This window comes from Chitinophaga varians (assembly GCF_014529945.1).
Lineage (GTDB): Bacteria > Bacteroidota > Bacteroidia > Chitinophagales > Chitinophagaceae > Chitinophaga > Chitinophaga varians.
Window position 1 is genome coordinate 521,660 of the sequence record NZ_JACVFB010000004.1, and the last position, 18,483, is coordinate 540,142.

At 48.6% G+C, this 18,483-nt stretch carries 15 protein-coding genes; 6 read left to right on the forward strand and 9 right to left on the reverse strand.

The window, feature by feature from the left end; all coding sequences use genetic code 11:
- Positions 1–10: 10 nt before the first annotated feature.
- From ICL55_RS22485 to purE, 3 genes are all read right to left on the reverse strand, one after another.
- Positions 11–490 (reverse strand): DUF4878 domain-containing protein, encoded by a 480-nt coding sequence (locus tag ICL55_RS22485; RefSeq protein WP_188101577.1) that lies wholly within the window; start codon positions 488–490, stop codon positions 11–13.
- 248 nt (positions 491–738) lie between these two features.
- A complete protein-coding gene (locus ICL55_RS22490; protein WP_168868971.1) occupies positions 739–1,701 on the reverse strand; it encodes a PhoH family protein in 963 nt (320 codons plus the stop codon).
- Between the two features lie 98 nt (positions 1,702–1,799).
- Positions 1,800–2,255 carry a 5-(carboxyamino)imidazole ribonucleotide mutase gene (gene purE / locus ICL55_RS22495; protein ID WP_188101579.1) on the reverse strand — a complete coding sequence of 152 codons (456 nt, stop codon included), beginning with the start codon at positions 2,253–2,255 and terminating at the stop codon, positions 1,800–1,802.
- Between the two features lie 283 nt (positions 2,256–2,538).
- Here purE and ICL55_RS22500 point away from each other — a divergent pair, with 283 nt between their 5' ends.
- On the forward strand, positions 2,539–5,187 hold the full coding sequence (locus ICL55_RS22500; protein WP_188101581.1) for a PAS domain-containing protein: 2,649 nt from the start codon (positions 2,539–2,541) through the stop codon (positions 5,185–5,187).
- A gap of 8 nt (positions 5,188–5,195) precedes the next feature.
- Positions 5,196–5,585, forward strand: coding sequence for a response regulator (locus ICL55_RS22505; protein WP_188101583.1), 390 nt, complete (start codon positions 5,196–5,198; stop codon positions 5,583–5,585).
- Here the strand turns inward: ICL55_RS22505 and rpe are convergent.
- From rpe to ICL55_RS22535, 6 genes are all read right to left on the reverse strand, one after another.
- On the reverse strand, positions 5,566–6,231 hold the full coding sequence (gene rpe, locus ICL55_RS22510) for a ribulose-phosphate 3-epimerase (protein WP_281392588.1): 666 nt from the start codon (positions 6,229–6,231) through the stop codon (positions 5,566–5,568). The genes ICL55_RS22505 and rpe overlap by 20 nt on opposite strands.
- Positions 6,232–6,293: 62 nt before the next feature.
- The gene (locus tag ICL55_RS22515) at positions 6,294–7,301 is read right to left on the reverse strand and encodes a tetratricopeptide repeat protein (protein WP_188101585.1); all 1,008 of its coding nucleotides are present in this window, start codon (positions 7,299–7,301) and stop codon (positions 6,294–6,296) included.
- Between the two features lie 23 nt (positions 7,302–7,324).
- The gene (gene thrC, locus ICL55_RS22520) at positions 7,325–8,620 is read right to left on the reverse strand and encodes a threonine synthase (protein WP_188101587.1); all 1,296 of its coding nucleotides are present in this window, start codon (positions 8,618–8,620) and stop codon (positions 7,325–7,327) included.
- A 19-nt stretch (positions 8,621–8,639) separates the two neighbouring features.
- On the reverse strand, positions 8,640–9,566 hold the full coding sequence (locus ICL55_RS22525; RefSeq protein ID WP_188101589.1) for a homoserine kinase: 927 nt from the start codon (positions 9,564–9,566) through the stop codon (positions 8,640–8,642).
- A gap of 75 nt (positions 9,567–9,641) precedes the next feature.
- Complete coding sequence (gene thrA, locus ICL55_RS22530; RefSeq protein WP_188101591.1) at positions 9,642–12,086, reverse strand: bifunctional aspartate kinase/homoserine dehydrogenase I; 2,445 nt, start codon at positions 12,084–12,086, stop codon at positions 9,642–9,644.
- A gap of 558 nt (positions 12,087–12,644) precedes the next feature.
- Positions 12,645–13,307: a hypothetical protein gene (locus ICL55_RS22535; RefSeq protein ID WP_188101593.1), complete on the reverse strand. Its 663-nt coding sequence runs from the start codon at positions 13,305–13,307 to the stop codon at positions 12,645–12,647.
- A 476-nt stretch (positions 13,308–13,783) separates the two neighbouring features.
- On the opposite strand from ICL55_RS22535, the gene ICL55_RS22540 reads away from it, so the two are divergent.
- The 4 genes from ICL55_RS22540 (at position 13,784) to ICL55_RS22555 (ending at position 18,379) form a co-directional block, all read left to right on the forward strand.
- Entirely contained in the window at positions 13,784–14,941 is a 1,158-nt protein-coding gene (locus ICL55_RS22540) for a homogentisate 1,2-dioxygenase (protein ID WP_188101596.1), read from the forward strand.
- 74 nt (positions 14,942–15,015) lie between these two features.
- On the forward strand, positions 15,016–16,146 hold the full coding sequence (gene hppD / locus ICL55_RS22545) for a 4-hydroxyphenylpyruvate dioxygenase (protein WP_188101597.1): 1,131 nt from the start codon (positions 15,016–15,018) through the stop codon (positions 16,144–16,146).
- 391 nt (positions 16,147–16,537) lie between these two features.
- Entirely contained in the window at positions 16,538–17,353 is an 816-nt protein-coding gene (locus tag ICL55_RS22550; RefSeq protein WP_188101599.1) for a hypothetical protein, read from the forward strand.
- A 276-nt stretch (positions 17,354–17,629) separates the two neighbouring features.
- A complete protein-coding gene (locus ICL55_RS22555) occupies positions 17,630–18,379 on the forward strand; it encodes a L,D-transpeptidase family protein (RefSeq protein ID WP_188101601.1) in 750 nt (249 codons plus the stop codon).
- Positions 18,380–18,483: the final 104 nt, after the last annotated feature.

Sequence of the window (18,483 nt, forward strand, 5' to 3'; positions counted from 1 at the left end):
GAGGCAAAAATCATTTAACAGCAGGAACTCCCATGCCGCCGGTAGTAGTGTCCGGCGTTAGTACAGTAGTGGAGTCCAGGCCCTGGCTGGCCGGGGGAATATAGTTAGGTATGATACTTTCAAATGTCAGTGAAATCTTCCATTGACCACTTTCCTTTACCAGCTGCAGGATTTCCTGCTGATTGGCGGAGGAGTTCTGAATGGTCACCGAAGCTTTGTTGCCGTTTTCCTCTACGCCAACGACTTCTATTTTGGCCTTCCGGATTTTTTCTCTTTCCGCATCGCTGCGGCGGCCGTCAAAAATTGAGTAAATCTGTATTACCTGCTGAGATTCTTTGGTGGCGTAGTCTCTTGCCTGGTCGAAGTTCGAATCCTGTATAGCGTGCATAAATGCCAGCGCTACCTCTTGAGGGGTGGCCCGTTTCTTACAGCTGCTCAGCAGCATCATTCCCATCACTGCCAGTGTCAGAATTCGACGATAATTGGTCATGCGGTCGATAATTATTATATCAGAACAAAAATAGGGTTAAACATTCAAATCTGCAAAGTACTATCACCGCAATGCTGAATCACAGGCTTCCGAACTGAATTATCCCCTTAAAAAAACAGGTAACTTACTGCAAAGACCGTTAAAAAAGCGTTAATATTCAAAAAAATTTTCATTTAGTCATTTATAAATTAAGAGGCTACAATATTGACCTTTCAATTTATAAATAACTAAATGAAAAAATTTGTCAATTATCCTTCTCTCTCTTTATCTGCGTCATAGGCGCGGATGATGGCTTTCACCAGGCGGTGACGCACCACGTCTTCTTCATCCAGCTCTACAGACCCGATACCATCGATGTTACGCAGGATACGGGTCGCTTTTTCAAGGCCCGATTTCTGGTTCTTCGGCAGGTCAATCTGGGTAAGGTCGCCGGTAATGATAGCTTTGGCGGAGGCACCGATACGTGTCAGGAACATTTTGATCTGCAGATCAGTGGCATTCTGCGCTTCGTCGAGGATAATAAAGGAATTATCCAGTGTACGGCCACGCATATAAGCCAGCGGCGCTATTTCTATGACGCGATTGGTCATATAATAACTCAGCTTTTCTGCCGGGATCATATCGTCCAGCGCATCATACAATGGCCGCAGATAAGGATCGATTTTTTCTTTCAGATCGCCGGGAAGGAACCCGAGGCTTTCACCTGCTTCCACTGCCGGACGGGTAAGAATGATTTTTTTAACAGCTTTGTTTTTTAATGCACGTACTGCCAACGCCACAGCGGTATAGGTTTTACCCGTACCCGCCGGTCCAATGGCAAATACAATGTCATTCTTGTCCGCCAGTGCGACCATCTTTTTCTGGTTGGCTGTACGGGCCCGTACCGTACGGGCATTCGGACCAAACACCAGCACCTCGTTAGGGTTACGGTCGCTGAAATGATCCACTGCCGTTCCCTCTTCATCGCCCAGAATCTGCTCAAAGTAATTCTCCGTCAGATTACCATTACGCTCGAGATATTTTACGATTTGACTGATTTTTTCCTCCGCTGTGGCCACTTCTTCCGGTGCCCCACTCAATTTTAACTGGGTACCCCTGGACAGGATCTTCAACAGCGGGAATTTTTTCTTCAGCAAATCCAGCTTTCCGTTGTTAACACCGAAAAACTCAATGGGATTAATACTGTCTAAGTTAATAATGGATTCAGTCAATGATTCAATGATTTAAAGTCCAGGAAAATATTCGAAAATTCTCACTCCGAATATATGAATTTAAAGACAACCTGGAGAGCAGTATTGTTAAGCAATCACTAAATTCTGTAACCGTTTTGTTTGAATGCTTCTACTTTCGCAGCAATGGCATCGTTGGTCAACGCAAACATACGCGCAGCCAGTACCGCAGCATTGCGCGCACCTGCTTTACCTACGGCTAAAGTGCCTACAGGAACGCCTGACGGCATTTGAACAATGGAATACAGCGCGTCGATACCTCCAGGCAAACCACCTTCCAACGGTACACCCAATACAGGTAAAGAAGTGAACGCAGATACTACGCCAGGCAGATGCGCCGCCATACCAGCTGCCGCAATCACCACGCCGAAACCTTTCTCCTTCGCAGTCATACACAACTCACGTACCTGCTCCGGATTACGGTGGGCGGATGCTACTACCATTTCACCTTCAATGCCAAAGTATTGGAGATATTTCTGTGATTCTTCCATTACAGGTTTGTCACTCTCGGATCCCATGATAATCAGAACTTTCATTAATTGATGTTTTATTTTATGTGAAAATTAGTTTATTTGTAGCCCCGGCTCTGCCCGGAAATGAATGCGAAGATATTGATCAATCAACAAAATCTGAAAACTGAAAATCCACAACTGGTGGATAATTCTCTGAACAACAAGCACTACCGGAAAACAATCGGGTGTAAAAAACGGGAAAATCATACCGGAAGTTGTACCTTTTGATACTGTAATGGCGCTTTTTTGTCATATAATGTCTATTTTGAGCTTAAATACACAACGATCTTAGAATCCCGCTAGTTAAATGAAGGACGTTATGCTGGAACAGCATTACCGGCATCTGCAGCATCTGGAAGCTGCCATCAATGCCTGCGCATTGTCTGTGAACTTGGATGCCGCTGAATGCATTACTACCCTGAACCCGCGAATGGCCAACGCGCTGCAGCAACCATCGGAACTGATCTCCGGACGCTACTTCAGGGAATTACTCCTGCCCGCCGATGAAAAACAGTGGGCCCGGATCTGGCAACAGCTACAGGCCGGACAATCCGTACAGGAGCAAATCTGCTTTCTGCTGCATGGGAACACCCAACTGTGGCTGGAATCGGCTATCTACCCCGTAATGGGCAACGATGGCCGGCTACAGGAATGCCTCCTCGTAGGCCTCGATATCACCGACCGTAAACTGCCCGAACTCCGGGTCATGGAAGATGAACAATATTTCCGTCAGATACTCGAAAACCTCCCCGTAGGCCTGCAACAGTTCGAACCAGACGGCACCTGCGTGGAGATGAACAGCCGTCAACGCCAGATATGGGGCGCCCAACACGCTTTCCTCACCAATCCGGAATACAAATGGCTGCAAGACCCGTTCTACCGGCTCAATGGCCTCGCCCGCATGTTCGAGGAAGCCCGCGATACCGGTAAAACACTGAAACGCGAAATCCTGCTCAACTACGCGGAAAAGAACTATGGCAACGTCACCCGCCTGTTCCCGCTGTACTACGAAGCCACCATCTTCCCGGTAACAGACCGCCAGAGCAGAATGGCCAACTACTTCCTGATCCTCGACGATATCACGGAGAAAAAAGTAGCGGAAATCAGCCTCCAGAAAAGCGAAAGACTACTCGATAATATCATCGAAAACCTCCCCATCGGTTATATACAGTTTGATAACTTCGGCTTTATCCGCCGCATCAATCAAACACAACGATTTTTCTTTAATAGCCCGCATCCTGCAGCCCGCCGGAATTTCAACGTGATGAACGATGAACTGGCCACCCGCTTTGAACTGGACAAACTATTCCTCCAGGCACTCGAAGAAGGGAACCCGCTGCGCGTGGAAAAGAAAATAGATTTCAGCCAGGATGAACGATGGACGACCGTAGGCCGCGAAGTATACCTCGACCTCACCGTGTTCCCGGTAGTGGAACCCGTGGATAAAGAGATGATCGTGGTAGCGCTGGTAAACGATATCACCGATAAAAAAATGCAGGAACTGGAAAATGTCAAAAACCAGGAATTCCTGCTACAGACAGGCGAAATCGGAAAAATAGGCGGCTGGGAATTGGACCTCGATACAGAAGAGGTACGCTGGTCCTACGAGTCATACAAAATACACGATGCGGAACCGGATACGCCAATCAATTACCGGGCAGCTATCAGCTTTTTCTCGCCGGAATCCCAGCCTGTACTGGAAGGACTGGTGAAGCAGTGTATCGAAACAGGAAAACCATTCGACGCACAACTGACCATCATCTCCGCCAAACAACAAACCAAAAGAGTCCGTTGCATCGGACAGCCGGGATATGACAACGGCAAACGTACACGCCTCTTCGGAGTGGTGCAGGACGTAACCGAGCAATCGGCCATCCGGGAAGCATTGACCCGCAACACGGAGCTGATGCGCCTCTTCTTCGATACGGTGGATATGGGCTATGCGGCCATGGAAAAAGATGGTAAACTCAATTTCCTCAATCAGAAAGCCGAAAAAATGATCGGCCAGAAAGTGGAAATGGGCAGCAATATTTTTGAAGTGTTCCCCAGACTCTCCGGCACCGTGTTCTATGCACGCCTGCAGGAATGCATACAGTTGCAACAGTCACAATCTTTCGGTATCTATTTCCCTAAACCGGACAAATGGTACGACTTCCTCCTGACACCCATGCAGGACGGCGGTATCTCGGTCTTCATGCGCGATATCACAGAAAGCCGTAAGATGCAGAAAGACCTGCGCAAAGCGAACGACCAGCTGTCTAACCTAAACAAAAATCTGGTCAACCAGAACAAGCAGCTGGAAGACTTCGCCCATATTACATCGCACAACCTGCGTGCGCCAATCGCTAACCTGCGCGCACTGATGCAGATGCACAACGAAGCATCTTCCCAGCAGGAAAGAGAGCTGTATCTGGGCATGCTGCATGAGGTGATCAAAAAGATTGATGAAACGCTCAACGACCTGGTGGAGGTGGTGCAGATACGGAAAGATGTGAATGTGGAAAAAGAAAAACTGTTGTTCTCAGAGCGGGTGCAAAAAGTGAAAGATATTCTGTTGGTAGATATCGAAACCAGTAATATCAAAATTACCTATGATTTTGACCAGGCGCCGCAGATAGAGTATCCGCGGGTGTATCTCGACAGTATCCTGCAAAACTTCATTACCAATGCGATCCGCTATCGTTCACCGGAACGGGAACCGGAGTTGCATTTACAGACATCGAAGGAAAACGATAACATCGTGCTCACGGTGCAGGACAACGGCATCGGTATCGATATGGAACGTTTCGGCAACAAGCTGTTTGGCTTCCGGAAAACTTTTCACCGTAACAAAGATGCAAAAGGCATCGGGTTGTTTATCACTAAAACACAGGTGGAAGCAATGGGTGGAAGTATCAGGGCGGAAAGCAGGCCGGGACAAGGAACCAAATTTATTATTACATTTAGGCCGGAATAATCCCTTTTATGAAGCTGATCAATATGATTTTTATAGTAGACGACGACCCAATTCACCAGCAAATTGCTAAAATCATGATAGAACGGCAGGGGATATGCACCAATATCAGGGTGTTTTCAGATGCGCAGGATGTATTGGATCATATCCGGCAGCATGCAGATAAGGTGGACGAGCTGCCCGACCTTATTCTGCTGGACCTCAATATGCCGATTATGGATGGCTGGGAGTTTTTGGACGAGTACAGCGTTTTTCATGACCAGCTGCCCAAACAAATCCGCATCTTCGTGTTGACTTCTTCCATCGATGAGAAAGACAAAGAGCGTGTCCGTCACTATCCGGTGGTAAATGGCTATCTTACCAAACCCCTGTCCAAAGAGATTATTGACCACCTCTCTTAAGTGCGGCAATTGTTTTTTCAGGATCTGCTGAAGCAAAGATGGAGCTGCCTGCCACCAGCACATTAGCGCCTGCCTGCACCAGCTGGCCGGCATTTTCTGTACTGATACCACCATCCACTTCTATCAGGGCTGTAGCCTGATTGTCTTTGATCAACTGACGTACCTGTCTTATTTTCTGATAGGTTTGTTCTATGAATGTTTGTCCGCCGAACCCCGGGTTAACGCTCATCACCAGCACCACATCAATATCGCGGATCACGTTTTCCAGTACCACTGCCGGTGTATGCGGATTGAGGGCCACGCCGGCTTTCATGCCCAGACTTTTAATTTGCTGGATGTTGCGGTGCAGGTGTATGCAGGCTTCTGCGTGCACAGTGAGGATATCAGCACCGGCTTTTTTGAAATCGGCCGCATATTTCTCCGGCTCTTCTATCATCAGATGTACGTCGCATGGTTTGCGGGCCACCTTTTTAATCTGTGCGATCACCGGCAGGCCATAGCTGATATTGGGCACAAAACGGCCATCCATTACATCGAGGTGAAACCAGTCAGCTTCGCTGCGGTTCACCATTTCCACTTCTTTTCCCAGTTCAAGGAAATTGGCCGCCAGCAAGGACGGCGCTATCATTACGGGAGCGTTTTCCAATAGTAATCAGTTTTATATACTAAATGTAAGCATTGCAGGGCACATAAATACGGGTAGCGCTGTTAGTGGCTCAACCGTTGCATGGCTTCTTTTGCTTCTTTAAAATCTTTTTTGAAAGACGCAGCTTTCGCATAGTCGTCTATCGCCTCTTTTTTATTGCCCAGCTGTTCCTGGCTCCGGGCGCGCTGGTAGTAGGCCTGTGCGTCGGTGGGAGCGGCTTTGGCGGCAAGGTTATAGAAGTTGTAAGCCTCCTTCCATTGATTCCTGCTGCTGTAGATGTTACCCAGCGCCATGTAAGCCGGTGAAAACCCCGGATCGGCTACAATGCATTTCCGGTAAGTGTTCATGGCCGCGTTGACATCTCCCAGTTCTTCCTGCACCTGGCCGGCATCGTAGAGCGGGGTTGCATTCAGGGAGTCCTGATGCCAGGCTTCCGTATAGTAGCGAACGGCTTCCGGCATTTTGCGGGTGCGCAGCAGATCGGCCAGTTCCAGCATCGCTTCGTATTCCGGATGTGGGCCTGCGGCGGCAATGGCTGTTTTCAGATGCGCAATGGCGGCGGTGATATCATGACGATCTTCTGCCATGCGCGCTTTCAGGTAAAAAGCTTTGTCCCTTCCTTCGGCAGTGCCGGCCAGTACGTTTGCCAGGCTGTCGGCCTGCGTAGCGTGTTTGTTCTCCAGCATGGCGGTGGCCAGTTTGTACTGAAGGTACGTATAGGTGGGAGCGTTAGCCAGCGCCTGGCTGAAATGATGCTCCGCTTTGTCGTAATGATTTTCCAACAGCGCGGCTTCTCCTGCGCCGGCCCAATAGTCGGGATTCGCCGGCTTCAGGCTGGCAGCTTTTTCAAAGTCCAGCTGCGCGAGGTTGGGATTGGTATTAAACAGCAGCAATGCGCGGCGGTAGTACAGCGCATCCTGGTCCGGGAAATGTTGAATAGAGTCTGTCACCGGCCGGATAATATCGCTGTACAGCACGGAGTCAGCGCCTGATTGCGCTTCGGGCTTTTGGTGTTGGTTATTACAGGCCACGACACCAGCCATGGCCACCAGGATAGGTAAATATTTCATACACCGCCAAAACTAAGAAATCCTTAGCGCATTAACCAGTTTTTGAACGCATCATAATCTGCCGGCAGTAACGTGGCATTTTTTTCTTTACCATAAAGCGACATCACGCGGGGCGGTGTGTGGATCTCTTCACGCACGGCTTTGGGCGCGGTATCTTCAAATTTTACCGGGTGGGCTGTTTCCAGAAATACGCCGGTGAGCTCAGGGGCCTGCGCAAGAAATTGCTGCAAACCGAGGTAGCCTACGGCGCCGTGAGGGTCCAGCATATAGTGGTGTTCTTTCCATACCTGCTCCATAGTGCGGGCGGTATCTTTATCGGTGTAGGAGTAGGCGGTGAATTTTTCTTTCAACGCCGGCAGGCTGTTGCCGAATAACTGTAATATCCGTACGAAATTGCTGGGATCGGCCACGTCCATGGCGTTGGACAGGGTGGGCACTGCTTTGCCTGGTTCGTACTGGCCGTTCTGCATGAAGCGTGGCACGGTATCGTTGACATTAGTGGCGGCAACAAAATGAGACACGGGTAATCCGATGGCGGCGGCCATCATGCCGGCGCAGATGTTGCCGAAATTGCCACTGGGCACGGCAAACACCAGCCTTGGATGCGCCGCTTTCATCTGTTTGTAAGCCAGGAAATAATAAAACATCTGCGGCAGCCAGCGGGCCACATTGATGGAGTTGGCTGAAGTAAGCTGCCGGCGTGATTGTATATCGGCGTCAAGGAAAGCGCTTTTCACCATACGCTGACAGTCATCAAAGGTGCCTTGCACTTCCAGCGCGCGGATATTGCCGCCGAGGGTGGTCAGTTGTTTTTCCTGTAGGGTGCTGACTTTTTGAGAAGGGTAGAGGATCACCACATCTACGCCGGGAACATTATAAAAGCCGCTGGCCACAGCGCCGCCGGTGTCGCCGGAGGTGGCTACCAGCACGGTTACCGGGCGGTTGCTGCTACGACGGAAATAGCCGAGGCAGCCGGCCATGAAACGGGCGCCTACATCTTTAAAAGCAAGGGTAGGGCCGTGAAAAAGCTCGAGTGCATAAGTGTGGCCGGTGACCTTTTGTACCGGAAAAGGAAAATGCAGCGTATCGTTCACTATCTTTTTCAGCGCGGCTTCGGGTATCTCATCACCAATAAAAGGGCGGATCACTTCATAGCCGATCTCCTGGTCTGTATATTTGTGCAGGTGCGTGATAAATTCCGGGTCCAGCGAAGGTATCTGCTCCGGGAAATATAATCCTTTGTCCGGTGCAATGCCTTGTATAACGGCGGTTTCGAATGATGCCTGGTACTTTGAATCCTGTAAACTGTAATACTGCATGCGATATGGATTGGTGAAATTAGTCAATGATTTTAACGCCGGCGGTGTTGATGCGTGACACATATATTTTATAGTCCACTCCCAGTGGCGCATATACGTTGTTCATGGTTTCGGCTACGCTACGGGCGTTGGCTTCGCCTTTGCTGAGCATGAATACGGAAGGGCCGGAGCCGGAAATTCCGCCGCCGAGGGCGCCGGCTTCCTTGCATTTGAGCTTCAGCTCCTGAAAGGCCGGTATAAGGATAGACCGTACCGGCTCCACGATCACGTCTTCCAGTGAACGGCTGATCAGGTCATAGTCCTCCTGATAGAGTGCTGCTACCATGGCGCCTACATTGCCCCACTGGCGAATGGCGTCTGTCATCAGTACTTTTTGTTTGAGTATCTCACGGGCATCGGAAGTTTTAACTTCTATCTGTGGATGGATAACGGTCACCCACAGCTCAGGGGGCGTATGCAGCGTGGTGATGTCCAGCGGGCGGTAGCTGCGTACCAGCGTAAATCCGCCGAGGATGGCCGGTGCCACATTGTCGGCATGCGCAGAGCCACAGGCCAGTCTTTCTCCTTCCATGGCGAAACGTACCAGTTGCTTTTTGGTGAAGGGTTCGCCCAGCAGGTGGTTGGCGGCTACTACGGCGCCGGCGCTGCTGGCGGCGCTGGACCCGATGCCGCTGCCGGGATGGATATGTTTGAAGATCTCTATTTCGATGCCCGTATCAGGATGGTCATATTTCTGTAGTAATGCCTGAACAGCCACGCTGGCCACGTTTTTGGCGGGGTCAACGGGCAGGTCGGCGCCATGCACGGCTTTGATACGGATGCCGGGTGCGCTGGTGCGGCGAAGAATCATTTCATCGCCGGGGGCGTCCATCGCCAGACCGATTACGTCGAAGCCACAGGCTACGTTGGCAACAGTGCCGGGTGCGAATACTTTTATGCTTTCCATATGGGAAGGGTTGCGTTCATTAATTTAATCATTAGTGTTGCTTGTGCAACGAGGTGACAGAGATTTAACAGGCCATTACAAGCGGGCGGACCGGATAATGTCTGCAAAAATCCCGGAGGCGGTGACGTCTGCACCGGCTCCTGCGCCTTTTACAATCAGTGGTTGCTCCTGATACCGGTTGGTGGTGTAAAGCACGATATTGTCTTTGCCTTCCAGTTTATAGAAGGGATGATCAGGTGCTACACATTGCAGGCCTACGGAAGCCTGGCCATCGGCATAACGGGCCACGAACTTCAGTCTTTTGCCGGCATTGGCAGCTTCGTGGTACAACTGCTGAAAATGATCGGCGTGTTCATCCAGTGTTTCGTAGAAGTCCGCTACAGATGGTGCATCCAGACAGGCATCCGGCAGGAAAGAGTGATTGGTGATATCGTTCATTTCGATAGCGGCGCCACTTTCGCGGGCCAGGATGAGGATTTTACGCATCACGTCTTTGCCGCTGAGGTCAATACGTGGGTCTGGTTCAGTGTACCCTTCGTCCTGCGCGGCTTTTACCACACTACGGAAGCTGTTGCCGTTCACAAAATGATTGAATACAAAGTTGAGGCTGCCGGAGAGTACTGCTTCGATGCTCTGTACCCTGTCGCCGCTCCTGACAAGGTCATTGAGCGTGTTGATAACAGGCAGGCCTGCGCCGACGTTGGTTTCGAAAAGGAAAGAGGCATTGTATTTACGGGCCAGGTCTTTCAGCTTTTTATAGTAGGCATAGTCAGATGAACAGGCGATTTTATTGCAGGTCACCACAGAGATGCCATGCTGAAGGAACTCATGGTATACGGCCGCTACTTCGCCGCTGGCGGTGTTGTCTACAAAAACACTGTTGCGCAGGTTCATGGATTTGATGCGGTCCACGAAGGTAGGCAAGTCCATGGCGTCGCCCTGTGCCAGCTGGTTTTTCCAGTCGTTGAGACCGATGCCGTATTCGCTGAACAGGGCGTTTTTGCTGTTGGCCATACCGGCCACTCTTATCTGTAATCCCAGTTCTTCCTGCAGGTAATGTTGCTGTTGTTGCAGTTGTTCCAGTAGTTTGCTGCCTACGTTGCCTACACCGGCCACGAACAGGTTGACCTGTTTGAGCGGTGCCTCGAAAAACGCTTCATGTATCAGGTTGAGCGCTTTTTTGAGATCGGGTTTGTTGATCACTGCGGAGATGTTTTTCTCCGTAGAGCCTTGTGCGATAGCCCGAACATTGACGCCATTGCGGCCGAGGGTGCCGAACAGTTTGCCGCTGGTGCCGTGATGGTTTTTCATTTTGTCGCCCACCACTGCCACAATGCACAGGTCTTTTTCGACTTGTAGCGGCTCGATGCGTTTTTCGTGTATTTCCTGCGCGAATTCGCTGTCCACGGCGGTTTTGGCTTTCAGCATGTCTGCCTCGTGTATGCCTACTGTGATAGAGTGTTCGGAAGAACTCTGCGTAATGAAAATAACGTTGATGCGTTCCTGTAAGAGCGCTTCAAACAGTCTTTTGGAAAAGCCGGGGATACCGACCATGCCGCTCCCTTCGAGGGTGAGCAGTGATATATGTTGAATGCCGGAGATGCCGGTCACCGGGAAAGAACGTTCTTCTGTGTCCTGTATCAGGGTGCCGTAATCTTCCGGGGCAAAAGTATTTTTGATCCAGATGGGAATTCGTTTATCCATCACCGGTTGTATGGTAGGGGGGTAGATTACTTTGGCGCCGAAGTGCGACAGTTCCATCGCTTCTTCATAAGAGATGTGTGCGATGGGGAGCGCCTGGGATACCAGCCGCGGATCGGCGGTCATCATGCCGCTGACATCTGTCCAGATATCGAGGCAGTCGGCGTGGAGGGCTGCCGCGATGATGGCGGCGGTATAGTCGGAGCCGCCGCGGCCCAGGGTAGTGGTGTCGCCGTTGGGGGCAGCGGCCACAAAGCCTGGCAGCACCACGTAGTCTGCCGGATGTTGGGCAAAATATTCAGTAATGTGGTGGTTGGTGGCCTGAAAGTTCACGGCGGCGTGGCCATAATTATTATCGGTAACAATCAGTTCGCGGCTGTCTTTACAGGTAGCGGAGAAGCCCAGCTGTTTGAGTTTTTCGGCAACGATCACACAGGAGATCAGTTCGCCGTAACTCATGATTTTGTCGAGTGAGCGGGCGCTTAGTTCGCCTACCTGAAAAATGCCATCACACAGGTTTTCCAGGGTGTTGAGTTTTTTCTTCAGTTGGCTGATCATGCTGCTTTGCGCAGTGATAGGGAACAATTCGCGGATAGTGTCCAGGTGTCTGTTTTCTATTTCCTGTAATACGGACTTGTATTGTTCCTGGCCTTCACCGGCCAGTTGTCCGCAGCGTATAAGCTTGTCCGTAGTGCCGCCCAGTGCAGATACGACGATAGCATAACGGCCGGCCGGCTTATTTTTTTGGAGGATTTGACAAACCTGGTCTATGGCTTTGGCGCTTCCGACAGAAGTGCCGCCAAACTTAAGTACTTGCATAGTGAATAAAGTTTATACGAATGGATATTCCGGGTTTCCGGTGGTTACCACGGCTGTGGTCGCTGGATGATATGTGTATATTAACCCCGCCTTGGGGTTGTAATGGTGGTGGTCGTAATAATAGTGCTCAGGCATTCCCGCTGGAAGGAGGGAGTGGCGGAGGAGAGATGATATGTAGCTATTGCTTGCACTATTATGACGATTGTGTAACAAAAGTCTGGAATTCTACCGGTAAATAAAAGTGCAGTGGGGATATTTTTAAATAATCTAAATAATGTTTGTTTGTTTAGATTTTGTTTAATTATTGTTATTTGTATTGAATTTTTATGTTGTTTACTGCGATTTATTTGATGGAGATTGATGCGTATTTATACGGTTTGTACTATCTGAAAGATATTTTAAAGACATTTTTATGACAATTGTGGACAAAAACAAGGCAAATTATACCTGTTGTTTTGTCATGAAAAGCGTGACAATGGCAACGTCAAACAAAAAAGCGGTGATCATCCTGATCAGCCGCTGATGAATAAATGAAAACGCATGGTAGCCCCCGGGAGATCAATAATAAATCGTCTCCTTACATCCCGGAATATGCAGTTTATTTTCCCCGAATTCAAAGGTGTCCAGCAGGGGAAGGGTCGTAAAGGTGTGTTTATATTGTTTGCGGCTTTTCTTTGGCTGGGTATTAGGCTCTTCATCACAGCCGCCGTCGGGAACGACTGATATCACCACGTCGCCGGTAGAAAAGTTGATTTCGAAGATCTGCGCACCCCAACAGTTCGTGTTCAGCGAGGTCCGGGAGCCAATCAGGTACCAGTTGTCCTGCTGAAAGCGAAAGATATGGGTGTATTGTGTCAGGTTTCTGCCGCCTGGATATTCTTCCTGTTTGAGCACGATAGTATTACGGTTGATGGCGAGGTCTTTCACCTCGGTATACTGCGGCATGGAGTGGGCAGGCAGAATGGCCAGCACTTTTTGTTTCCAGAGACTTAATTCCCCGTTGGTGGTCCGGCAGATATATAATATCCGCTTAAAATTATCTTCCTTATCGGGTTCAGTGTCATAGATCATTACCTGTTCGTCTTTGCCGTCTTTATCCAGATCGCCGGTGGCCTCGGCCACTTTTTTATAACTTTTGGGGACATGCAGCGGTTGGTTGGGTGCATTTGTCTGTGCCAGTACGGTGAGGGGCAACAAAAACAATAACAATAAATATTTCATGATATATAGTCTAAAGAACACTAAGATAGTTTTTTATGGTTTTCCATAAAAGCGGGATGTACGGTTTCAGGTGCTAACATTTTTGTGCTAAAACAATAATTTACTTGGAAGGAAATAAAATATCCTTAACTTTAGCTGACTAAATTATTTGCCACTTGTCCGTTTCACTGAAATATACAAGCAACAGTCAGCTGAACTACTACTTTCTCATGGCCACCCTCGCCATGGATTCGGCTTTGGCATAACCCTTCCGAAACAGCCCCTTCCGGCTGCTTTTCCTGTTTATAACGCGTAACTTTGTAATAGCTTTTTCCTATCGCTATTGCCGCATGTGCGCACCTCGTTTTACCGGCAATTTGTCTTTTAGCATCAGCCTTTATTGTGCTGCGCGATAATATCCAATACAGCAAGTTTTTGCAGTCATACACCAATTCAATATTACATACACCAAAACAATCTTTTAATCGATACGCGTTATGCCACATTATCATCAACTAGGACAAATCCCACATAAACGGCATACCCAGTTCCGCAAACCGGACGGGGGACTGTATTCGGAACAATTGTTTTCTACGGAAGGTTTTTCTTCCAATTCCAGCCTCTTGTATCATTGTCATCCGCCTACCGAAATTGTGAAAGTGGACGAGCCATATTCTGTGGCGCCCAGGGTAGCGGAAGAAAAGATGCTGAAGCATCGCAGTTTTCAGGGCTTTAACATCCAACCGGAAGACGACTTTCTGAAAAGCCGTAAAGCAGTACTGGTAAATAACGACCTGCATATTGTGCTGGCCGCGCCACGGAAAAGCATGGAAACGTACTTCTACAAGAATGCGGACGCCGATGAAATGATCTTTGTGCACGAAGGCAGCGGACTGCTGAAAACACAATACGGGCAACTGGAATTCGGCTACGGCGATTATCTCATGATTCCCCGCGGTACCATTTATCAGATCACTTTCGCGACGGAAAACAATCGTCTCTTTATCGTGGAATCGTTTAGCCCTATGCGTTACCCGAAAAGGTATCTCAGCAAATACGGGCAGCTGCTGGAGCACGCGCCTTATTGCGAGCGCGATATCCGCCAGCCGAAGAATCTGGAAACCATTGACCAGGAGGGAGATTTCCTGATCAACATCAAAAAGAAAGGCGTGATTTACCCCATTCATTATAAACATCATCCTTTTGATGTGATCGGATGGGATGGTTGCGAATATCCTTTCGCTTTCTCTATTCACGATTTTGAACCTATCACAGGTAGGGTGCATCAGCCACCGCCGGTACATCAGACATTTGAAGGCAACAATTTCGTGGTATGTTCTTTCTGTCCGCGTTTGTTCGATTATCATCCGCAGGCCATCCCGGCGCCTTACAATCACAGCAATATTGACAGCGACGAGGTGCTCTATTATGTAGATGGCGACTTTATGAGCCGTAAGCACGTTACCCGTGGCATGATCACCCTGCATCCGGCCGGTATTCCGCATGGCCCGCATCCGGGCGCTGTAGAGAAGAGCATTGGCGCTAAAGAAACCAAAGAACTGGCGGTAATGGTGGACACCTTCCATCCGTTGCAGATCACCGAAGCAGCGCTGGGCATTGAAGACGGCGGTTATGTGATGAGCTGGGCAGAATAAAATGCTGAATCAGAAAAAGATCAACAGATAAACACCAAAACAACTTAAACAACAAAAATCTAAAACACTGAATTATGGAAACCGCAGTAGCAAACGCTTCCAACCTGACCGGTCAGCAGGACTTTCTGCCATTGAACGGTACTGATTATGTTGAGTTTTACGTAGGAAACGCAAAACAGGCAGCCCACTATTATAAGACCGCTTTCGGTTTTCAGTCAGTGGCCTATGCCGGTCCTGAAACCGGTGTAAAAGACCGGACTTCCTATGTGTTGGTACAAAACAAACTGCGCTTCGTGCTGACCACCTCCCTGTTGCCCGATACCGACATCGCCCGCCACGTGGCCAAACATGGCGACGGTGTGAAAGTACTGGCGCTCTGGGTAGACGACGCCCGTTCTGCTTTCGAGGAGACTGTTAAACGCGGTGCTACTCCTTACCTGGAGCCGATCGTGGAAAAAGATGAATTCGGCGAAGTGGTGCGCAGTGGTATTCAGACTTACGGCGATACCGTACACCTTTTTATAGAACGCAAGAACTATAACGGTCCGTTCCTGCCGGGTTACAAAGAATGGAAAACCGCCTACAATCCTGCCGATGCCGGTTTGCAATATGTAGACCATTGTGTGGGCAACGTAGGCTGGAATGAAATGAATACCTGGGTATCTTTCTATGAACGCACGATGGGCTTCAAAAACCTGATCTCGTTCGACGACAGCGATATCTCCACTGAATACTCGGCACTCATGAGTAAAGTAATGAGTAACGGTAACGGTCGTGTGAAATTCCCGATCAACGAACCGGCGGAAGGAAAGAAAAAATCCCAGATCGAAGAGTACCTGGATTTCTATGGTGGTCCCGGCGTACAGCACGTCGCGATCGCTACCAATGATATCATCCAAACCGTTTCCGATCTGCAGGCCCGTGGCGTAGAGTTCCTGACCGTGCCCGGCAGCTATTATGATACGCTGCTGGAAAGAGTCGGTACGATCGATGAGTCTATCGAGCCGCTGCGTAAGCTCGGTATCCTGGTCGACCGTGATGATGAAGGATATCTGTTACAGATTTTCACCAAACCTATTCAGGACCGTCCCACCGTATTTTTTGAAATTATACAGCGTAAAGGCGCCCAGTCTTTCGGTAAAGGCAACTTCAAAGCACTGTTTGAGTCAATCGAAAGAGAACAGGCCCTGCGCGGTAATTTATAATTGTTAAGATAGCATAGAAGCCCCTTGCCCGGCTTTGGTTACAACTTCGATTTTAGGCCTGCTATATTGCTGAAGGCTAAAACAAAAACAACTCCTGCACCGCACCGCGTTTCCCGTGGTGCGGTTTTTTTCTGTCCTTCTTAAGCGTACTCATCAGGTGACTTTCGCCCCTGTCCTTATGTTGTCTAAAAGCCTGATAGAAATAATATATATGTTATAATTCATAATATATTTTTATTATCTTCACTAAAACCATTTTACGTCGTTTTCCGTAGATATATCCGACGAAAATCAATGCTTTAAATAAAAACCATATTCCTGGCTTTTTCCCTGTTTGTATATATAATATTTTAAAATATTTAGATAGATAAATTTTTAAATATATACACCTATGCTACATTATGCCAAAGCCCAATGGGCTACCTGTGCCTTGTTGTTAACATCAATGGCCTTTACTACTGCCTTCCGGACAGACAAAGACACGCCCGGCGGCACTTATCTCCACAAAATATCATCCCCTGCAGGGAACACAATGTTGGAGTATAATCCGGACAAAACACTCCGTAAGATCATTCAGGTACATCAGGCGGAAGATGGTTCTACCTGGCAGGACATTCAGCTGCCGGTATATGAAAACGGCCGCCTTGTCAAAACACTCTCCACCGACGATGCCAAGGCCCTCACCGGCGACCTGAACGCGACATTCAGCTATGCATCGGACAGCCATCAACTGCAAACCATCAGTTACTACCGGAACAATGCGGTATATACCCAGGATTCCCTTGTATACAACGCCGACGGGAAGATCACTGCCCGGTACCATCTGGCGGTGCAGCCAGCCAAACGGGAAATTACCGGATACCAGCAATACACCTGGGACAAGGAAGGAAACGTGGCACAGATGGACAATTATGGCAAACAGCCCGGACAAAACCGCTTTAACCTGACCTCCACCGTCACCTATACGTACGACCGCCAGCAGAACCCGCAACAGCTTTGCCAGGAACTGGCTTATATGATGGATATGACGCCCGCCAACCTGTCGGCCCATAACGTACTGTCCGAAAGCATCAGCACCGCCCATTCTTCACGTACCTACACCCATACCTATACCTACGCCTACAATGCCAGCAAATATCCGGTACGTGGCACCTTCCGCAACGGTATGGATGAAGGAACTGTTAAACTGGAATGGACAAAGCTCTAACGATAACAATATTCGTGTAACTTTACAGGACAATATTCATATTAACTGTTTCGTTTTTTTTATGAGCTTACAAACACTGTTTGGCGTACTGTTTTTATTAGGTGGGATTTTTCAGGCATTTACGGCGATATTGATCTATCAGGGGCACAAGCACTATATACTGAAGATAGCCAACAGAAAAGTAAGCATGGTGATATATTTCATTTTATCATTGTTATTGTTTTATCTTGCCTACATAAATCTGGTGTAATTCTTAAAATTTTGTGAAAATCTGATATGAAGCGACTTGTTGTTTTGGCTATGTTGTTGTTGGGGGTAGGTACTCTTTCAGCTCAACAGTCTTTCCTGGATAATCAGAAAATGTTCCCTAAAGTAGGGGAGGCATACCGGGAAAAAGAAGAATTGCTAAAGAAGGAATTTGAGAAAAAAGGGCTTACTTATCCCGCCAAGTACATTTTTGTCCGCTCTTTCAAGCTGGACAGTGAAATGGAAATTTGGGTGAAAAATAGTGTTGCCGATACGTTCCGCCTGTTTAAATCGTACCGGGTATGTACCCTGTCCGGTAAAATGGGACCTAAAAGAAAGGAAGGCGACCGCCAGGTGCCGGAAGGATTCTATTATATCAACGACTTCAATCCGAACAGCAACTATCACCTGTCGCTGGGTATCAACTATCCCAACTTCTCCGACCGCATCCTGAGCGATCCGAAAAAACCGGGCGGTGAAATATACATCCATGGCGATTGCATCACCGTAGGCTGTATCCCGCTGACCAATGAATTCATTGATGAAGTGTACATTTTGGCCGTAAATGCTAAAAATGCCGGGCAGGACTTTATTCCGGTGCATGTATTTCCGGTAAAATTCGGTAACGTCCGGTCACTGGAGTACCTGGGTAACTTCTCCCTGACAGACAATTCCTCCAAACAGTTCTGGACAGAGTTGAGGAGCGCGTACGACTATTTTGAGAAACACCACCGTCTGCCGGTAGTCATGGTAGACGACAGAGGCAAGTATATTATGTAGGCCGGGGGCCATCCTGACCACTGAAAAAATAAAACGAAGATCCGGGCATATAATAATTTGCCCGGATCTTCGTTTTTTTCAACAATTCGGCATCCATCAAGCGT